Raw genomic sequence first — 16,931 nt, forward strand, 5'->3', positions numbered from 1 at the left:
GGAGCCTCGGAAGCAGGGAAGATGACGTCGGACGACGTAGTGTGTCGCACACCACCTGTCGGGGCGTCATCCCTGTCCCGGCCGTTCTCGACGATGAGAGAGGTTCCCCCACCATGGGCACTGATCCTGACGACATGACTCCCCTCGAGCGCATCGGCGCCTCCCGGCGCCACTTCCTCGCGATCGCCGGCGCCGGGGCCGGTGCGGCCGCCCTCGCCGCCTGCGCGGGCGGAGGAGGCGGCAGCAGCAGCGGCGACGGGTCCGACGGCGGCGGCGTGACCGGCGGGGGAGAGGTCTCCGACGAGAACCCGCTGGGTGTGGACGGCTCCGCGCCGCTGACCGCGGTCATCTTCGACGGCGGCTACGGCACCCAGTACGCCGAGGACGCCGGCACCAAGTACTCCGAGCTGTACCCCGACGCCGACGTCTCGGTCGAGGGCACCGTGAACATCCAGCAGGACCTCCAGCCCCAGTTCGCCGGCGGCACCCCGCCGGACGTCTTCGACAACTCCGGCGCGCAGAAGCTCGCCATCGACGGCCTGGTCCCGCAGCTCGCCGACCTCGGCGACCTGCTCGCCGCCCCGATGCTCGACGCCGAGGGCACCGTCGAGGACAACCTGCTGCCCGGCGTCACCTCGCCCGGCATGTTCGACGGCAAGTTCCTCGGCATGAACTACGTCTACACGGTCTACGCGCTGTGGTACTCCGCCAAGGAGTTCGAGGAGAAGGGCTGGACCGTCCCGGAGACCTGGGACGACCTGATGGCCCTCGGCGAGCAGGTCAAGGGGGAGGGGCGCTACCTCTTCTCGTACGGCGGCCAGAACGCCTCGAACTACTACCAGGAGATGGCGCTGTCCATGGCCGCCAAGCTCGGCGGCCCCGAGGTGCTCACCGCGATCGACAACCTCGAGGAGGGTGCCTTCGACCAGGAGGCCGTGGTCGCGGCCTACGACGCGATCGGCGCCGCCGTCGAGTCCGGCTACTTCGAGCCCGGCGGCGAGGGCATCAAGCACACCGACGCCCAGACCAACTGGGTCACCGGCAACTCGGTGTTCTACCCCTCCGGCTCCTGGATCGAGAACGAGCAGGCAGACGTGACCCCCGAGGGCTACGCCATGACCGGCATCCCCGTCCCTTCCCTGCCCGACAGCACCATGCCGCACGAGTCCTTCCACGGCACCGCGGCCGAGCAGTACTTCGTCCCCTCCGGCGGTCAGAACCCCGCCGGCGGCGCCGAGTTCCTGCGCGTGATGCTGTCCAAGGAGCAGGCGGAGAACTTCGCCGAGCTCACCAAGGCCCCCTCGGTCATCAAGGACACCGTTCCCGAGGACGGCTTCGGCTCCACCGCGCTCGCCTCGGTGAACGTGATGATCCAGAACGCCGGTGACAACACCTTCACCTACAACTTCTCGGACTGGTACGGCCTGGGCGCCGACTCCATCACCAACTGGACGAGCTTCCTCAAGGGCGACACCGATGCCGCGGGCCTGCGTGCCGCGGAGCAGGCCATGATCGATCGCGTGCGCGAGGACGACTCGATCACCAAGTTCAAGGCTGGTTCATGACCGTTTCCGGCGTCGACGTCGGACACAGCGAGGCGGCGGCGTCGACCACTCCGGTCGTGCGCCGCCGCCGGCGCGTTCCCACCCCGCAGCGGATGCTGTTCTTCCTGATCTTCCTCGGGATCCCGCTCGCGGTGTACCTCATGTTCGTCGTCTCGCCCTTCCTGCAGTCCTTCTACTACTCCCTCACGGACTGGACGGGCCTGAGCCCGTCGATGGAGTTCATCGGGCTGAGCAATTACGAGCGGATCTTCCAGGACGAGGTGTTCTGGAAGTCGCTGCGCAACAACCTCATCCTCCTCGCGGTGCTGCCCACCGTCACGATCATCCTGGCCTTCGCGCTGGCGATCATGGTGACCATCGGCGGCAGCACCCACGGCGGGGTGCGCGGCGTGCGCGGTGCGGGCTTCTACCGCGTGGTGAGCTTCTTCCCCTACGCGATCCCCGCCGTCATCACCGGCATCCTGTTCAACTTCATCTACCACCCCAACGGCGGTCTGCTGAACGGCTTCCTGAACCTGTTCCTCGCCCCCGTCAACGGGGTGCGCTCCTGGTTCGGGGCCGAGGCGCTGTCTGGCATCGGCACGGCGTGGCTCGGCGATCAGCGCTTCGCCCTGGCCGCGATCTGCTTCGCGATCATCTGGACCTTCGTGGGCTTCTACATGGTCCTGTTCGTCGCCGGCATCAAGTCGATCCCCAAGGAGACCCTCGAGGCCGCGCGCATCGACGGCGCCGGCCGCATGCGCACCGCCGTGCAGATCGCCGCCCCGATGGTGCGGGACAACATCTCCACGGCGCTCGTGTACATGGGCATCTTCGCCCTGGACGCGTTCACCTTCGTCTCCGTCATGACCCCCAACGGCGGCACGGACAACAGCACCAAGGTCGTCTCCCTGCACCTGTACCAGACCGCGTTCCGCGACGGCCGCTTCGGTGAGGCGAGCGCCATGGGCGTGATCATGGCGCTGGTCACCATGCTGGTCGCGGCGATCGTGATCGGACTCGGCCGCGGGAAGAAGGAGACCCGATGAGCGCGACGAGCACCCATCCCGCCGAGGCGCGCAGCGAGCGCCCTCAGGGCAGCGCCCCGGCGCGCCGGAACTCCCGCAACAGCGACGGCGCCGGCTTCTCCGCCCTGCACCACGTGATCCTCTCGCTGTGGGCGCTGCTGGTGATCCTGCCGCTGCTGTGGACGGTCTACACCTCGTTCAAGACCTCCCGCGAGATCCTCACAAACCCCTTCGGGCTGCCCGAGACGATGCAGTTCTCGAACTACTCCCGCGCCTGGGAGGAGGCCCGGATCGGGGACTACTTCCTCAACACCCTGATCGTGGTGGGCCTGGCGCTGATCATCGTGATGCTCCTGGGCGCCATGTGCGCCTACGTGCTCGCGCGCTTCCGCTTCCCCGGGAACCGGATCATTTACTACGGGATGATCGCGGGGCTCACGTTCCCGATCTTCCTCGCCGTGGTGCCGCTGTTCTTCGTGCTGAAGAACATGGGCCTGCTGGACGGGCGCATGGGCCTGGTCGGCGTGATCCTGTCCTACGTCGCCTTCGCCCTGCCCTTCACCGTCTTCTTCCTCCACTCGTTCTTCTCGGGCCTGCCCGATGAGATCAGCGAGGCGGCGGCGATCGACGGCGCCGGCGATTTCCGCACCTTCTTCCAGGTGATGCTCCCGATGGCCAAGCCCGGCCTCGCGTCGGTGGCGATCTTCAACTTCCTGGGGCTGTGGAACCAGTACCTGCTGCCGCTGGTGCTGAACACCGACCGGCGCAACTACGTGCTCGCCCAGGGCCTGGTGAACCTCCAGGCCCAGCAGGGATACAAGGTCGACTGGGGCGGCATGTTCGCCTCCGTGGTGATCACCGTGATCCCGGTGCTCATCGTGTACGTCATCTTCCAGCGCCAGCTGCAGGGCGGCGTCGACCCGAGCAGCAACAAGTGATCACGGGGCAGTGACCTCCGGCAGGGGTCGGGACCGCAGGACGGCGAGATGCCGTACCGTGGTCCCGGCCCCTCGTACTGCCCGGCGATGACGCCCGGACCTGCCCCGCTGTGACGGGGTGCACGGCACACTCCCTTGTGGGACTGCTCCGCTCTCTGGCAGACTGTTCGAGTTGTCTGCGCGGGCCGACATGCCCGGTTCCGTTCTCCGAGGGTTCCTCGGCGAATGATCACCGGATGAGGCCCGTCCCGAGGATGCGAACCCCGCCACGCGGGGATCGCGCATCACAGGTAGGGACACGACGCAGAAGCAGCCGATTCACGGCGGTTTCGTGCTGGGCATTTTCGTGCCTCGCACAGGCCGACACGCCCGTCCTCGGGTACCGGGAAGAGGCTGCATCCATGCCAGACGAAGAAGAGAGACAGGACGCCATGGCGGGACAGAAGATCCGCATCCGGCTCAAGTCGTACGACCACGAGGTGATCGACAGCTCGGCGCGCAAGATCGTCGACACGGTGACCTCCGCGGGCGCGACTGTTGTGGGCCCGGTGCCGCTGCCGACCGAGAAGAACGTGTTCGTCGTGATCCGGTCGCCCCACAAGTACAAGGACTCCCGTGAGCACTTCGAGATGCGCACGCACAAGCGACTGATCGACATCGTCGATCCCACGCCCAAGGCCGTGGACTCGCTCATGCGCCTCGACCTGCCGGCGGACGTCAACATCGAGATCAAGCTCTGAGGGTGGTGGAGATGAGCAACGAACTGACCGGCCAGAAGGCCACCCCGGTGACGGGCGTGCTCGGCACCAAGCTCGGCATGACCCAGGTCTGGGACGAGAACGGAAAGCTCGTTCCCGTGACCGTCGTGCAGACCGGCGCCAACGTCGTCACCCAGATCCGCTCCGTCGAGACCGACGGCTACGACGCGGTCCAGATCGCCTACGGGCAGATCGACCCCCGCAAGGTGTCGAAGCCGCTCAAGGGCCACTTCGAGAAGGCCGGCGTGACCCCGCGCCGTCACCTCGTCGAGCTGCGCACCGTCGACGCCGCTGACTACACCGTCGGCCAGGAGATCGACCCGTCGGTCTTCGAGGCCGGCCAGAAGGTCGACGTCGTCGGCACCTCCAAGGGCAAGGGCACCGCGGGTGTCATGAAGCGTCACGGCTTCTCCGGTGTCAGCGCCTCCCACGGTGCGCACCGCAACCACCGCAAGCCCGGCTCCATCGGCGGCGCCTCCACCCCCGGTCGCGTGTTCAAGGGTCAGCGCATGGCTGGCCGCATGGGCGGCGACCGCACCAGTGTCCAGAACCTGACCGTTCACGCGGTCGACGTCGAGAAGGGCCTCGTGCTCGTCAAGGGTGCCGTCCCCGGCCCCAAGGGCGGCCTCGTGCTCGTCCGCTCGGCTGTCAAGACTCCCGCGAAGGAGGCCTGAGCCCGATGGCAGCGAACCTGACTGTCGACGTGCTCGATCCGGCCGGCAAGAAGTCCGGCACCGTCGAGCTGCCCGCGTCGATCTTCGACGTGCAGACCAACGTGCCCCTGATCCACCAGGTGGTCGTCGCCCAGCAGGCGGCGTCCCGCCAGGGCACCCACAAGGCCAAGTCCCGCGGCGAGGTCCGCGGCGGTGGCAAGAAACCGTGGAAGCAGAAGGGCACCGGCCGTGCGCGCCAGGGCTCCCTGCGCGCCCCGCAGTTCACCGGCGGCGGCGTCGTCCACGGCCCCGTGCCGCGTGACTACAGCCAGCGCACCCCCAAGAAGATGAAGGCCGCCGCCCTGCGCGGTGCCCTCTCGGATCGCGCTCGTAACGGCCGCATCCATGTCGTCTCCTCGCTCCTCGAGGGCGATGTCGCGTCGACCAAGGCTGCCCGCGTCACCCTGTCGCACGTCTCCGACCGTCGCCACCTGCTGGTGGTCGTGCGTCGCGACGACGACCTGGGCGCGCTGAGCACCCGCAACCTGCCTGCCACCCACGTCCTGTACGCCGACCAGGTGAACACCTACGACGTCATGCTGTCCGACGACGTCGTGTTCACCTCCGGTGCGCTCGAGGACTTCGTGGCCCAGGCCTCCCTGACCCTGCCCACCTCGTCCTTCGCCGCGGCGAAGGCTGCCGCGCCGGCCAAGGCCGCCGCGACCGCCGCTCCCGCGGAGGATGCTCCGTTCGGCGAGGGCTCCGCTGCCCCGCTCGAGGACGGCTCCGCTCCCGAGGGCTACGACATCAAGGGCAACCAGGGCTCGATGAAGTTCCACACCCCGGACTCCCCGTGGTACGGCCGTACCAAGGCCGAGGTCTGGTTCACGACCGAGGAGGCCGCCAAGGCCGCCGGGTTCGTGAACGCGGTCAAGGAGTCCGCCTCGTCCGATGAGGAGGCCGCCAAGTGAGCGCGCTGAACAAGGATCCCCGCGACGTCCTGCTGGCCCCGGTCGTCTCCGAGAAGAGCTACGGGCTGATGGACGAGGGCAAGTACACCTTCGTGGTGGCTGCCGACGCCAACAAGACCGAGATCAAGATCGCCGTCGAGAAGGTCTTCGACGTCAAGGTCGCCTCGGTGAACACGATCAACCGTCAGGGCAAGACGCGTCGCACGCGCTTCGGGATGGGCAAGCGCAAGGACACCAAGCGCGCCATCGTGACCCTGACCGACGGAGCCATCGACATCTTCGGAGGGTCGGTCGCCTGAGGCGTCCGATCTCCGAGGAGCAGAGAGTCTGAGGGAAACCCACATGGCAATTCGTAAGAGCAAGCCGACCACTCCCGGTCGTCGCGGCTCGAGTGGCGCCGACTTCGTCGAGGTCACCCGGTCCACTCCGGAGAAGTCGCTGACCCGCCCGCTGTCCAAGACCGGCGGTCGCAACAGCAACGGTCGCATCACCTCCCGTCACCGGGGCGGTGGCCACAAGCGTGCCTACCGCGTGATCGACTTCCGCCGTCACGACAAGGACGGCGTCAAGGCCAAGGTCGCTCACATCGAGTACGACCCCAACCGCACCGCGCGCATCGCGCTGCTGCACTACCTGGACGGCGAGAAGCGCTACATCCTCGCGCCGGCCAAGCTGCGTCAGGGCGACTGGATCGAGAACGGTCCGGGCGCGGACATCAAGCCCGGCAACAACCTGCCGCTGAAGAACATCCCCCTGGGCACCGTGATCCACGCGATCGAGCTGCGCCCGGGCGGCGGTGCCAAGATCGCTCGTTCCGCCGGCGCCTCCGTGCAGCTGGTCGCGAAGGACGGTCCCTACGCTCAGCTGCGCATGCCCTCCGGTGAGATCCGGAACGTGGATGCCCGCTGCCGCGCCACCATCGGCGAGGTCGGCAACGCCGAGCAGTCCAACATCAACTGGGGCAAGGCCGGCCGCATGCGCTGGAAGGGCAAGCGCCCGCACGTGCGCGGTGTGGTCATGAACCCCGTGGATCACCCCCATGGTGGTGGCGAGGGCCGCACCTCGGGTGGTCGTCATCCGGTCTCGCCCTGGGGTCAGCCCGAGGGCCGTACCCGAAAGCCGGGCAAGGAGAGCGACAAGCTCATCGTGCGCCGTCGTCGGACCGGCAAGAAGCGCTGATAGGGAGAACCGAATATGCCTCGCAGTATCGCCAAGGGCCCGTTCGTCGACGACCACCTGCAGAAGAAGGTGGACGCTCAGAACGAGAAGGGCACCAAGAACCTCATCAAGACCTGGTCGCGTCGTTCGGTGATCACGCCGGACTTCCTCGGCCACACCTTCGCAGTGCATGACGGTCGCAAGCACGTCACGGTGTTCGTCACCGAGTCGATGGTCGGCCACAAGCTCGGCGAGTTCGCTCCCACGCGGACTTTCAAGGGCCACGAGAAGGACGACAAGAAGGGCCGCCGCCGCTGACCTCGGTCAGCACGGCTGCACTTCTCGAATTCGAGAGAAAGCAGGAAACGATGGAAGCCAAGGCGCAGGTGCGGTACCTCCGCATGTCGCCCATGAAGGCTCGCCGCGTTGTGGACCTGATTCGTGGCAAGAGCACGGCCGAGGCCCTGGACACCCTGCGGTTCGCCCCGCAGGCCGCCAGCGAGCCCGTCCTCAAGCTCGTCGAGTCCGCGATCGCCAACGCGCGCGTCAAGGCCGACCAGGCGGGTGAGCGCTTCGACGAGCGCGAGCTCGTCGTGTCCGCCGCCTATGTCGACGAGGGTCCGACCATGAAGCGGTTCCAGCCGCGTGCTCAGGGTCGTGCCTTCCAGATCAAGAAGCGCACCAGCCACGTCACCGTGGTGGTCGCTCCCGTGAACAAGTAAGGAGTCCCGAATGGGCCAGAAGGTCAATCCGAACGGGTTCCGCCTCGGGATCACCACGGAGCACAGCAGCCGGTGGTTCGCCGACTCCACCAAGGAGGGGCAGCGTTATCGCGACTACGTGAAGGAAGACGTCGCGATCCGCAAGCTCATGTCCGATGGTCTCGAGCGCGCCGGCATCTCCAAGGTCGAGATCGAGCGCACCCGTGATCGTGTCCGCGTCGATCTCCACACCGCCCGCCCGGGCATCGTCATCGGGCGCCGTGGTGCGGAGGCCGAGCGTCTGCGCGGCGAGCTGGAGAAGCTCACCGGCAAGCAGATCCAGCTGAACATCCTCGAGGTGAAGAACCCCGAGGCCGATGCTCAGCTGGTCGCCCAGGGCATCGCCGAGCAGCTCGCCGCCCGCGTCTCCTTCCGTCGTGCGATGCGCAAGGGCATGCAGTCCGCGCAGCGCGCCGGCGCGAAGGGCATCCGAGTGGCCGTGTCCGGCCGCCTCGGCGGCGCCGAGATGAGCCGCAACGAGTTCTACCGCGAGGGTCGCGTGCCGCTGCACACCCTTCGTGCGAACATCGACTACGGCTTCTACGAGGCCCGCACCGCCTTCGGCCGCATCGGCGTGAAGGTGTGGATCTACAAGGGCGACGTCACCGCCAAGGAGCTCGCGGCTCAGCAGGCCGCCTCGCAGGGTCCCCGCTCCGGCGGTCGCGGCCCGCGTGCCGAGCGTCCGCGCGGCCGTCGCAACGAGCGCAACGCCGCAGCGCGTCGCGGGAACGAGGGCGAGCAGACCGCTGCTGCGACCTCCGCCCCCGCGGAGCAGGCGTCCGCGCCCGCACAGCAGCCCGGAACGGAGGCCTGAGCGACATGCTGATCCCCCGCAGGACCAAGCACCGCAAGCAGCACCACCCGACCCGCAGCGGCATGGCCAAGGGCGGCACCGACCTGGCGTTCGGTGAGTACGGCATCCAGGCGCTCGCGCCGGCGTACGTCACCAACCGTCAGATCGAGGCAGCTCGTATCGCCATGACCCGCTACATGAAGCGTGGCGGCAAGGTGTTCATCAACATCTACCCCGATCGTCCGCTCACCAAGAAGCCTGCCGAGGTCCGCATGGGCTCCGGTAAGGGTTCGGTCGAGTGGTGGATCGCCAATATCAAGCCGGGACGCGTCATGTTCGAGGTCGCCGGCGTCGAGGAGGAGGTGGCTCGCGAGGCCCTGCGCCTGGCGATGCACAAGCTCCCCATGAAGTGCCGCATCCTGAGCCGAGAGAGTGGTGACATCTGATGGCAGCGACCAAGCTCACCGCCGACGAACTCGACAAGCTGGACGACTCCAAGCTGGCCGAGGAACTGGCGAAGGCGAAGGACGAGCTGTTCAAGCTCCGTTTCCAGAACGCCACCGGTCAGCTCGAGAGCTCCGGCCGACTGCGGTCCGTCAAGAAGGACATCGCACGGATCTACACGATCCTGCGCGAGCGCGAGCTGGGGATCCGTCAGGCCCCCGGCACCGCCGAGTGACCCCGGAGCGAGGAACCGAGATGACTGAGAACACCCAGGCTGAGACCCCGGCCGAGGAGCTCGAGAAGGAGGGCGCGCACGCGTCGTCCCACGAGCGTCCGTACCGCAAGACCCTGCGCGGCTACGTGGTCTCCGACAAGATGGACAAGACGATCGTGGTCGAGGTCGAGGAGCGTGTGAAGCACGCTCGCTACGGCAAGGTCACGACCAAGACGAGCAAGTTCAAGGCCCACGACGAGGAGAACAGCGCCGGCATCGGCGACCGCGTCCTCGTCATGGAGACCCGACCGCTCTCCGCTTCCAAGCGGTGGCGTCTGGTCGAGATCCTCGAGCGCGCCAAGTGATCCGCCGGCGGTCCGCGTGACCGCCCACGGCACCTGAGAAGGGCCGGTCCTCCTGCGGGAGGGCCGGCCCTTCTCGCATGCCCGGGGGAGCGGCCGACGGGGGCGCGTCGCGCCCGGGGGCCGGCCGACGGGCGCACAGGGCGCCTGGGGGAGCTGCCGACGGGGGAGTGCCCGGCCGACGGGGGAGTGCTCTCTCGGCCGGGACTCAGCGCGTGAGGTGGACGAGAAGCGCCCCGGCGAGGGCCTCCTGCGCGCTCGGGGCGGGGATCTCTCGCACGGAGCCCCCGTCGGCCGGGCCCTCGCCCGTCGGGAGCTCGACGACGTACCCGCCGTCCTCCCGGCGGCGCAGGGCGCCGAAGGCGTCGCCGAGGGCGGCGCGCAGCTGGTCCTCGCGCGGCAGCCACACCGCCTCGTCCAGCTCCACCGAGTCCAGCGCCCACTCGGTGGTGCCGTTGAAGCGCAGCACGTGCCCGCCGCCCCGGGCCACCCCGCGCTCGACCACCATCGAGGAGAGCATGAAGACCTCCTCGCGCAGCTCGTCGTTGTCGATGGCGAACAGGTCCCCGTCGGCCGGTTCCCAGTGCAGGCCCGCGTCCCGGAGCCGTCGTGCGACGTCGATGTCGATCATGGGACGAACCTACGCCCCTGGCGCGCGCAGTGCCCCGCTGTGCCCCGCAGTGCCCGGCCGAAGCGCCGCGTCCGCGCTGGAAGAAGCGTGTTCCCACAGCTCCGGCAGGGCTGTGCGCTGGGACGATGCCCGGCCGACACGCCGATGTGAAGAACGTGAGGACCTCCACCAAGACCTCGACACAGTGAAGTTACCGGTCGGAAACTTCTCGGCGGCCTTCGCGAGGGCCCCATCGCGCCCCGCACCGCCGTCTCCCCGTTCCCTCCCAGAAGGACCCTGCCCCATGGGTGAACGCCCCCGTTCCGCACGACGCTCCGGCACGACCGACCGCGCTCCACGCGTCCGGCTCCTGCGCCGCCGCCGGCCCCTCGAGGTCGATGACGTCCAGGTCGTCGAGACCTCCCGCATCCGCACCGCCGTGGGCGGCACCGTGGTCGGCAACTTCATGGAGTGGTTCGACTTCGGCGTGTACGGCTACATGGCCATCACGCTCGCGAACCTCTTCTTCCAGACCGGCAACGAGAGCCTCGACCTGCTGCTGAGCCTGCTCGGCTTCGCGGTGAGCTTCCTCGTGCGGCCCCTCGGCGGGCTCATCCTCGGACCGCTCGGCGACCGGATCGGCCGCCAGAAGGTCCTGTTCTTCACCATGGCCGCGATGGCCATCGCCACCGCGCTGATCGGCTTGCTCCCCACCGCCGCGACGATCGGCGTCTGGGCCGCCTTCCTGCTCTACGCGCTGAAGATGATCCAGGGCTTCTCCACCGGCGGCGAGTACGCGGGCGCCGCGACCTACGTCGCGGAGTTCTCCTCGGACAAGCGCCGCGGCTTCTTCTCCTCCTGGCTCGACGTCGGCTCCTACCTCGGCTTCGCCGCGGGTGCCGGCACCGTGGCGCTCACCCACACCGTGGTCTCCATGGGCTGGGGAGCGGGCGCCTTCGACGCCTGGGGCTGGCGCATCCCGTTCCTGGTCGCAATCCCGCTCGGTGCGGTCGCCATCTACTTCCGCGCCCGCATTCCCGAGACCCCGGCCTTCGAGGCCGTCGAGGAGGTCGCGGAGAACGAGGAGCTCGACGCCGACGACCCCATGGTCGCCTCGGGCCTGAAGAACCTCCTGCGCCACCACTGGAAGGCCGTGCTCGTCGCGGTCGCCTTCGTGGCCGCCGGCAACACCACCGGCTACGCCCTGACCAGCTACATGCCGACCTTCCTCGGCAGCCAGCTGGGCATGAACGAGATGATGTCCGCCGCGGCGACCATCCCCGCTCTCGTCGTCCTCGCGCTCAGCCTGCCGTTCATCGGTCGGCTCTCGGACCGCATCGGCCGCCGCAACGTGCTGTGGATCGCGATCGTCTCCACCCTCGTGCTCACCGTCCCCGCGTTCCTGCTGATGCTCACGGGCCACTTCTGGCTCATCCAGCTGGCGATGTTCATGATCGCGGTCCCCACCGCCATGTATTTGGCGATGTTCGCCTCGACGCTGCCGGCCATGTTCCCCACCGCCGTGCGCTACGCCGCGATGGGCCTCGCCTTCAACGTGTCCGTGTCCCTGTTCGGCGGCACCACGCCGCTGATCTCGCAGGCGCTCATCGACCTCACAGGCAACCCGCTCATGCCGGCCTTCTGGATCATGTTCTTCACCGCGGTCTTCGCGATCGCCATGCGCTGGCTCGACGAGACCGCGGGCACCCCGCTGATGGGCTCTTTCCCCACCGTGGAGGAGCCCGAGGAGGCCCATGAGCTCGTGGCCGGCCAGGCGGAGAACGACGATCTCGACCTGACCACCATGCCGCTGCCCGAGGAGACCCTCGTGGTCCCGGTCGACGCCGGGGGAGCGCCGCTGTCCGGTGTGGATCCCGTCCCGGCCGACGAGGTCCCGGCCGCGCTGGTCGAGGCCGCGGCCGAGCTGCCGCCGCTGACCGCGCTGCCGGACGGCACCCTCGCGGATCCCTCGGGGGAGCCCTTCGAGGGCGCGGGAGAGCAAGCACACATGAAGGAGCCCGCCCCGCAGGGGTGACAGGCCCATGGTGGGGGCGTAGTCTTGAACGGTTGCCGGAGGACTGCGCCCCCACCCCCGTGGTGCGGAGCGCGGAAGACCGCGACAGGATCCGGACCACCTGATCCCTCCTCGCCGGAGACCTCGCACGAGAGGCGAACGCCCCGCGTTCACCACGCCAGTGCCTGAGTCCGGCAGAGGATTTTTTGGTGCCCGGGACCCGTCGGCGGTGACGCCGGGATCGCTCCGCGATCCGCAGGGGTCGCCGGGCACAGTCCACATTCCGTTCCGCCAGGCTCGGCCTGCTCGCTCCCGCGGGTGGGAAGAGAACCGGTGAGACGATAGGAGAACGAGTGATTCAGCAGGAGTCGCGACTGAAGGTCGCCGACAACACGGGTGCCAAGGAGATTCTCTGCATCCGCGTTCTCGGTGGCTCCGGTCGCCGTTACGCCAGCATCGGCGACACCATCGTGGCGACCGTCAAGGACGCCATCCCCGGTGGCAACGTCAAGAAGGGCGACGTCGTCAAGGCCGTCGTCGTCCGCACGTCCAAGGAGGTCCGTCGCGTCGACGGCTCCTACATCCGCTTCGACGAGAACGCGGCTGTCATCCTCAAGACCGACGGCGAGCCGCGCGGTACCCGCATCTTCGGCCCCGTCGGCCGCGAGCTGCGTGACAAGCGCTTCATGAAGATCGTCTCGCTGGCACCGGAGGTGCTGTGACATGGCAAAGATGAAGATCAAGAAGGGCGACCTCGTCCAGGTCATCACCGGTCGCACCAGCGACGGCGACAAGGCCGCCAAGCGCGGCCTCGAGGCCGGCGACAAGGGCAAGCAGGGTCGCGTCCTGCAGGTGTTCCCCGATACCCAACGCGTACTGGTCGAGGGCATCAACCGCCGCACCCACCACGTCAAGCCCGATCAGGCCGGCGGCACGGGCGGCATCGAGCAGCGCGAGGCCCCCATCCACGTCTCGAACGTGGCCCTGGTCGACCCGGAGGACAACAAGCCGACCAAGGTCGGCTACCGCGTCGAGACCGTCGAGCTCGAGAACGGCCGCACCAAGCAGGTGCGCGTCCGCTTCGCCAAGCGCTCCGGGAAGGACATCTGAGATGAGCGAGACCGCCACCCAGGCGCCCACCCCGCGTCTGAAGACCAAGTACAACGAGACCATCAAGACGGCTCTGACCGACCAGTTCGGCTACGAGAACGTCATGCTGGTGCCCGGCCTGACCAAGATCGTCGTGAACATGGGCGTCGGCGACGCCGCTCGCGACTCCAAGGTCATCGACGGCGCCATCCGGGACCTCGCGGCCATCACCGGCCAGAAGCCCCAGGTCACCAAGGCCCGCAAGTCCATCGCGCAGTTCAAGCTGCGTGAGGGCATGCCGATCGGCGCGCACGTCACCCTGCGCGGCGCCCGCATGTGGGAGTTCCTGGACCGTCTGCTGTCCACCGCGCTCCCGCGCATCCGCGACTTCCGCGGTCTCTCGCCGAAGCACTTCGACGGGAACGGCAACTACACCTTCGGTCTCACGGAGCAGGTCATGTTCCACGAGATCGACCAGGACAAGATCGACCGCGTCCGCGGTATGGACATCACGGTCGTGACCACCGCGAAGACCGATGACGAGGGACGCGCGCTGCTCAAGCTGCTCGGCTTCCCCTTCAAGGAGGAGAACTGACATGGCGAAGACTGCCCTGATCAAGAAGTCGGAGCGCAAGCCCAAGTTCGCGGTGCGCGCCTACACCCGGTGCCAGCGCTGCGGTCGACCCCACTCGGTCTACCGCAAGTTCGGCCTCTGCCGCGTCTGCCTCCGCGAGATGGCTCACCGCGGAGAGCTCCCCGGCGTCACCAAGAGCAGCTGGTAAGGACTATCGCCACAGGTCCTCGGATCCCGTGAGGGATCAGGGGGAAACCAGGTGAGGAAGAAGCAACAGACATGACCATGACCGACCCGATCGCGGACATGCTCACGCGGATCCGGAACGCCTCTGGGGCGTACCACGAGACCGCGTCCATGCCGTATTCGAAGCTCAAGGCCCGCATCGCGGACATCCTGAAGGCTGAGGGCTACATCCTCGGCTGGCATGAGGAGGAGGCCGAGGTGGGCAAGAACCTCGTCCTCGAGCTCAAGTACTCGGACAGCCGCGAGCGCGCCATCTCCGGGATCCGTCGCATCTCGAAGCCCGGCCTGCGCGTGTACGCAAAGTCCACCAACCTGCCCAAGGTCCTCGGCGGCCTGGGCGTGGCGATCCTGTCCACGTCCTCCGGCCTCCTGACCGACAAGCAGGCTGCCAAGAAGGGTGTGGGTGGGGAAGTCCTCGCCTACATCTGGTGAGCGGGAGAGGAGACCACTAGCTATGTCCCGCATCGGACGCCTGCCGGTCGCAGTGCCGGCCTCTGTCCAGAACGTCACCATCGAGGGTCGCACCGTCACGGTGACCGGCCCCAAGGGCGAGCTCACCCATGAGGTGCCCGCTCCCCTCACCGTCGAGCGCGCCGAGGACGGTTCCATCGTCGTCGCCCGCCCCGACGAGGAGCGCGAGAACAAGGCCCTCCACGGCCTGACCCGCACCCTCATCAACAACATCGTCCTCGGTGTCACCGAGGGCTACAGCAAGAAGCTCGAGATCGTGGGGACCGGCTACCGCGTCACCGCGAAGGGCTCGGACCTCGAGTTCGCGCTCGGCTTCTCCCACCCCGTCGTCGTGAAGGCGCCCCAGGGCATCACCTTCGCGGTCGAGTCGCCGACCAAGTTCTCGGTCAACGGCATCTCGAAGCAGCAGGTGGGCGAGGTCGCGGCGAACATCCGCAAGCTGCGCAAGCCGGAGCCCTACAAGGGCAAGGGTGTGCGCTACGCCGACGAGGTCGTGCTCCGCAAGGCCGGAAAGGCTGGTAAGTGATCATGGGTTACGCACTCAAGCACACCAAGGGCAACCGCGGCTCCAAGCTGCGCTCGCGCGGTCGCCGTCACCTGCGTGTCCGTCGCCGCGTCATCGGCACCGCCCAGCGTCCGCGCCTGGTGGTCACCCGCTCGTCGCGTCACGTCTTCGTGCAGGTTGTCGACGACTCCCTCGGGAAGACCATCGCGTCGGCCTCAACCATGGAGGCGGACCTCCGCGCCACCGAGGCCACCAAGTCGGACAAGGCCCGCACCGTCGGTGCCCTGGTCGCCGAGCGCGCGAAGGCCGCCGGCATCGACGCGGTCGTCTTCGACCGCGGTGGCAACAAGTACCACGGCCGTGTGGCTGCCGTCGCCGACGGCGCCCGCGAGGCCGGCCTGGCGCTGTGATCGCCGCCCGGACACAGGACGAGAAGAGGATCTGAATATGGCTGCACAGCAGCGGAACAACGGTCCCGCGGCCTCCGGCCGGCGGGATGACAACAACAACAGCAACGATCGCGGCGGCCGCCAGGGCGGCGACCGCGGTGGTCGTCAGGGTGGTCGCGGTCGCGGTCAGGAGGCCGAGAAGTCGGCGTTCCTCGAGCGCGTCGTGAGCATCAACCGCGTCTCGAAGGTCGTCAAGGGCGGCCGTCGATTCTCCTTCACCGCCCTCGTGGTGGTGGGTGACGGCGACGGCACCGTCGGCGTCGGCTACGGCAAGGCCAAGGAGGTCCCCGCGGCGATCTCCAAGGGCGTCGAGGAGGCGAAGAAGAACTTCTTCCGCGTCCCGCGCGTCCAGGGCACCGTCGTGCACCCCGTCCAGGGTGAGGATGCGGCGGGCGTCGTCCTGCTGCGTCCGGCCGCTCCGGGTACCGGCGTGATCGCCGGCGGTCCGGTCCGCGCCGTGCTCGAGTGCGCCGGAGTGCACGACGTGCTCTCCAAGTCGCTCGGCTCGACCAATGCGATCAACATCGTGCGGGCCACCGTCGACGCTCTCAAGCAGCTCGAGGAGCCGGAGGCCGTCGCGGCCCGCCGTGGCCTCGCGGTCGAGGACGTCGCCCCGGCGGCGCTCCTGCGGGCGCAGGCCGAGGGTCGCGCCGCCGCCCGTGCGGAGAAGGTGGGTGCGTGATGCAGCTCAAGGTCACCCAGACCCGTTCCGAGATCGGCGGCACCAAGAGCCAGCGGTCCACCCTGCGCGGCCTCGGCCTCAAGCGCATCGGTGACACCGTGGTGAAGGAGGACCGCCCTGAGATCCGCGGCATGATCCGCAGCGTCGCCCACCTGGTGACGTTCGAAGAGGTGGACTGAATCCATGACTGACAACCAGAACCCCCTGAAGCTCCACGACCTGCGCCCCGCGCCCGGTGCCAAGACCGCGCGCACCCGCGTCGGCCGTGGTGAGGCCTCCAAGGGCAAGACCGCCGGTCGAGGCACCAAGGGCACCAAGGCCCGCTACCAGGTGCCCGTCGGCTTCGAGGGTGGACAGATGCCGCTGCACATGCGGCTTCCGAAGCTCCGCGGCTTCACCAACCCGTTCCGCGTCGAGTACCAGGTCGTGAACCTGTCGACCCTGCAGGAGCTGTTCCCCGAGGGCGGCACGGTCACGGTCGAGGACCTCGTCGCCAAGGGCGCCGTGCGCAAGAACCAGCCCGTGAAGGTGCTGGGCCAGGGCGATGTGAGCGTCAAGCTCGACATCACCGCGCAGAAGTTCTCCGCCTCGGCGGAGCAGAAGATCGCGGCGGCCGGCGGGTCCGTCACCACCGCGTGACTCCCTTTTGACGGGCACCGCGGCACAG

The 16,931-nt window shown here is 68.3% G+C and carries 26 protein-coding genes; 25 read left to right on the forward strand and 1 reads right to left on the reverse strand.

Features of this window, described 5'->3' with window-relative positions; genetic code table 11:
* Positions 1-134 precede the first annotated feature (134 nt).
* The 14 genes from ngcE (at position 135) to rpsQ (ending at position 9,627) form a co-directional block, all read left to right on the forward strand.
* The gene (ngcE, locus tag HNR70_RS02240) at positions 135-1,565 is read left to right on the forward strand and encodes an N-acetylglucosamine/diacetylchitobiose ABC transporter substrate-binding protein (protein WP_246375125.1); all 1,431 of its coding nucleotides are present in this window, start codon (positions 135-137) and stop codon (positions 1,563-1,565) included.
* On the forward strand, positions 1,562-2,593 hold the full coding sequence (locus HNR70_RS02245) for a carbohydrate ABC transporter permease (protein ID WP_246375126.1): 1,032 nt from the start codon (positions 1,562-1,564) through the stop codon (positions 2,591-2,593). The genes ngcE and HNR70_RS02245 overlap by 4 nt, the downstream gene beginning before the upstream one ends.
* Positions 2,590-3,510, forward strand: a complete 921-nt coding sequence (locus HNR70_RS02250; protein ID WP_184324227.1) for a carbohydrate ABC transporter permease — start codon at positions 2,590-2,592, stop codon at positions 3,508-3,510. Before HNR70_RS02245 ends, HNR70_RS02250 begins: the two co-directional genes overlap by 4 nt.
* Positions 3,511-3,941: 431 nt before the next feature.
* On the forward strand, positions 3,942-4,250 hold the full coding sequence (rpsJ, locus tag HNR70_RS02255) for a 30S ribosomal protein S10 (protein WP_010550334.1): 309 nt from the start codon (positions 3,942-3,944) through the stop codon (positions 4,248-4,250).
* Positions 4,251-4,261: 11 nt separating this feature from the next.
* Positions 4,262-4,942, forward strand: coding sequence for a 50S ribosomal protein L3 (rplC, locus tag HNR70_RS02260; protein WP_184324228.1), 681 nt, complete (start codon positions 4,262-4,264; stop codon positions 4,940-4,942).
* Between the two features lie 5 nt (positions 4,943-4,947).
* Positions 4,948-5,892, forward strand: a complete 945-nt coding sequence (gene rplD / locus HNR70_RS02265) for a 50S ribosomal protein L4, sunset domain variant (RefSeq protein WP_184324229.1) — start codon at positions 4,948-4,950, stop codon at positions 5,890-5,892.
* Positions 5,889-6,191, forward strand: a complete 303-nt coding sequence (gene rplW / locus HNR70_RS02270) for a 50S ribosomal protein L23 (RefSeq protein ID WP_184324230.1) — start codon at positions 5,889-5,891, stop codon at positions 6,189-6,191. Before rplD ends, rplW begins: the two co-directional genes overlap by 4 nt.
* Before the next feature lie 43 nt (positions 6,192-6,234).
* Positions 6,235-7,071 carry a 50S ribosomal protein L2 gene (gene rplB, locus HNR70_RS02275; RefSeq protein ID WP_184324231.1) on the forward strand — a complete coding sequence of 279 codons (837 nt, stop codon included), beginning with the start codon at positions 6,235-6,237 and terminating at the stop codon, positions 7,069-7,071.
* Between the two features lie 15 nt (positions 7,072-7,086).
* The gene (gene rpsS / locus HNR70_RS02280; protein WP_010532528.1) at positions 7,087-7,368 is read left to right on the forward strand and encodes a 30S ribosomal protein S19; all 282 of its coding nucleotides are present in this window, start codon (positions 7,087-7,089) and stop codon (positions 7,366-7,368) included.
* A gap of 50 nt (positions 7,369-7,418) precedes the next feature.
* Entirely contained in the window at positions 7,419-7,772 is a 354-nt protein-coding gene (gene rplV / locus HNR70_RS02285; RefSeq protein WP_184324232.1) for a 50S ribosomal protein L22, read from the forward strand.
* Between the two features lie 10 nt (positions 7,773-7,782).
* Positions 7,783-8,625, forward strand: coding sequence for a 30S ribosomal protein S3 (gene rpsC, locus HNR70_RS02290; protein ID WP_184324233.1), 843 nt, complete (start codon positions 7,783-7,785; stop codon positions 8,623-8,625).
* A 5-nt stretch (positions 8,626-8,630) separates the two neighbouring features.
* Positions 8,631-9,050 (forward strand): 50S ribosomal protein L16, encoded by a 420-nt coding sequence (gene rplP / locus HNR70_RS02295; RefSeq protein WP_115413539.1) that lies wholly within the window; start codon positions 8,631-8,633, stop codon positions 9,048-9,050.
* Positions 9,050-9,283, forward strand: coding sequence for a 50S ribosomal protein L29 (rpmC, locus tag HNR70_RS02300; RefSeq protein ID WP_070502123.1), 234 nt, complete (start codon positions 9,050-9,052; stop codon positions 9,281-9,283). Before rplP ends, rpmC begins: the two co-directional genes overlap by 1 nt.
* A gap of 20 nt (positions 9,284-9,303) precedes the next feature.
* On the forward strand, positions 9,304-9,627 hold the full coding sequence (gene rpsQ / locus HNR70_RS02305) for a 30S ribosomal protein S17 (protein WP_184324234.1): 324 nt from the start codon (positions 9,304-9,306) through the stop codon (positions 9,625-9,627).
* A 205-nt stretch (positions 9,628-9,832) separates the two neighbouring features.
* Here the strand turns inward: rpsQ and HNR70_RS02310 are convergent, their stop codons facing one another.
* The gene (locus HNR70_RS02310) at positions 9,833-10,255 is read right to left on the reverse strand and encodes a hypothetical protein (RefSeq protein WP_184324235.1); all 423 of its coding nucleotides are present in this window, start codon (positions 10,253-10,255) and stop codon (positions 9,833-9,835) included.
* 283 nt (positions 10,256-10,538) lie between these two features.
* Between HNR70_RS02310 and HNR70_RS02315 the strand changes: the two genes are divergently transcribed.
* The 11 genes from HNR70_RS02315 to rplO all read left to right on the forward strand — a co-directional run bounded on the left by HNR70_RS02315 (position 10,539) and on the right by rplO (position 16,903).
* Entirely contained in the window at positions 10,539-12,269 is a 1,731-nt protein-coding gene (locus tag HNR70_RS02315; protein WP_221421075.1) for an MFS transporter, read from the forward strand.
* Positions 12,270-12,601: 332 nt separating this feature from the next.
* A complete protein-coding gene (gene rplN / locus HNR70_RS02320; protein WP_102235363.1) occupies positions 12,602-12,970 on the forward strand; it encodes a 50S ribosomal protein L14 in 369 nt (122 codons plus the stop codon).
* 1 nt (position 12,971) lies between these two features.
* On the forward strand, positions 12,972-13,358 hold the full coding sequence (gene rplX, locus HNR70_RS02325; protein ID WP_221421076.1) for a 50S ribosomal protein L24: 387 nt from the start codon (positions 12,972-12,974) through the stop codon (positions 13,356-13,358).
* Position 13,359: 1 nt separating this feature from the next.
* The gene (gene rplE / locus HNR70_RS02330) at positions 13,360-13,932 is read left to right on the forward strand and encodes a 50S ribosomal protein L5 (protein ID WP_184324236.1); all 573 of its coding nucleotides are present in this window, start codon (positions 13,360-13,362) and stop codon (positions 13,930-13,932) included.
* A gap of 1 nt (position 13,933) precedes the next feature.
* Entirely contained in the window at positions 13,934-14,119 is a 186-nt protein-coding gene (locus HNR70_RS02335; protein WP_010550318.1) for a type Z 30S ribosomal protein S14, read from the forward strand.
* A 71-nt stretch (positions 14,120-14,190) separates the two neighbouring features.
* Positions 14,191-14,589 carry a 30S ribosomal protein S8 gene (rpsH, locus tag HNR70_RS02340; protein ID WP_184324237.1) on the forward strand — a complete coding sequence of 133 codons (399 nt, stop codon included), beginning with the start codon at positions 14,191-14,193 and terminating at the stop codon, positions 14,587-14,589.
* 22 nt (positions 14,590-14,611) lie between these two features.
* Positions 14,612-15,154, forward strand: a complete 543-nt coding sequence (gene rplF, locus HNR70_RS02345; protein WP_184324238.1) for a 50S ribosomal protein L6 — start codon at positions 14,612-14,614, stop codon at positions 15,152-15,154.
* A 2-nt stretch (positions 15,155-15,156) separates the two neighbouring features.
* On the forward strand, positions 15,157-15,543 hold the full coding sequence (gene rplR, locus HNR70_RS02350) for a 50S ribosomal protein L18 (protein ID WP_184324239.1): 387 nt from the start codon (positions 15,157-15,159) through the stop codon (positions 15,541-15,543).
* A 37-nt stretch (positions 15,544-15,580) separates the two neighbouring features.
* Positions 15,581-16,264 (forward strand): 30S ribosomal protein S5, encoded by a 684-nt coding sequence (rpsE, locus tag HNR70_RS02355; RefSeq protein ID WP_184324240.1) that lies wholly within the window; start codon positions 15,581-15,583, stop codon positions 16,262-16,264.
* Positions 16,261-16,443 carry a 50S ribosomal protein L30 gene (rpmD, locus tag HNR70_RS02360; protein ID WP_312857544.1) on the forward strand — a complete coding sequence of 61 codons (183 nt, stop codon included), beginning with the start codon at positions 16,261-16,263 and terminating at the stop codon, positions 16,441-16,443. Before rpsE ends, rpmD begins: the two co-directional genes overlap by 4 nt.
* Positions 16,444-16,447: 4 nt before the next feature.
* Positions 16,448-16,903 carry a 50S ribosomal protein L15 gene (gene rplO / locus HNR70_RS02365; protein WP_221421077.1) on the forward strand — a complete coding sequence of 152 codons (456 nt, stop codon included), beginning with the start codon at positions 16,448-16,450 and terminating at the stop codon, positions 16,901-16,903.
* Positions 16,904-16,931 lie beyond the last annotated feature (28 nt).

The organism is Brachybacterium aquaticum, assembly GCF_014204755.1.
Taxonomy (GTDB): Bacteria; Actinomycetota; Actinomycetes; order Actinomycetales; family Dermabacteraceae; genus Brachybacterium; species Brachybacterium aquaticum.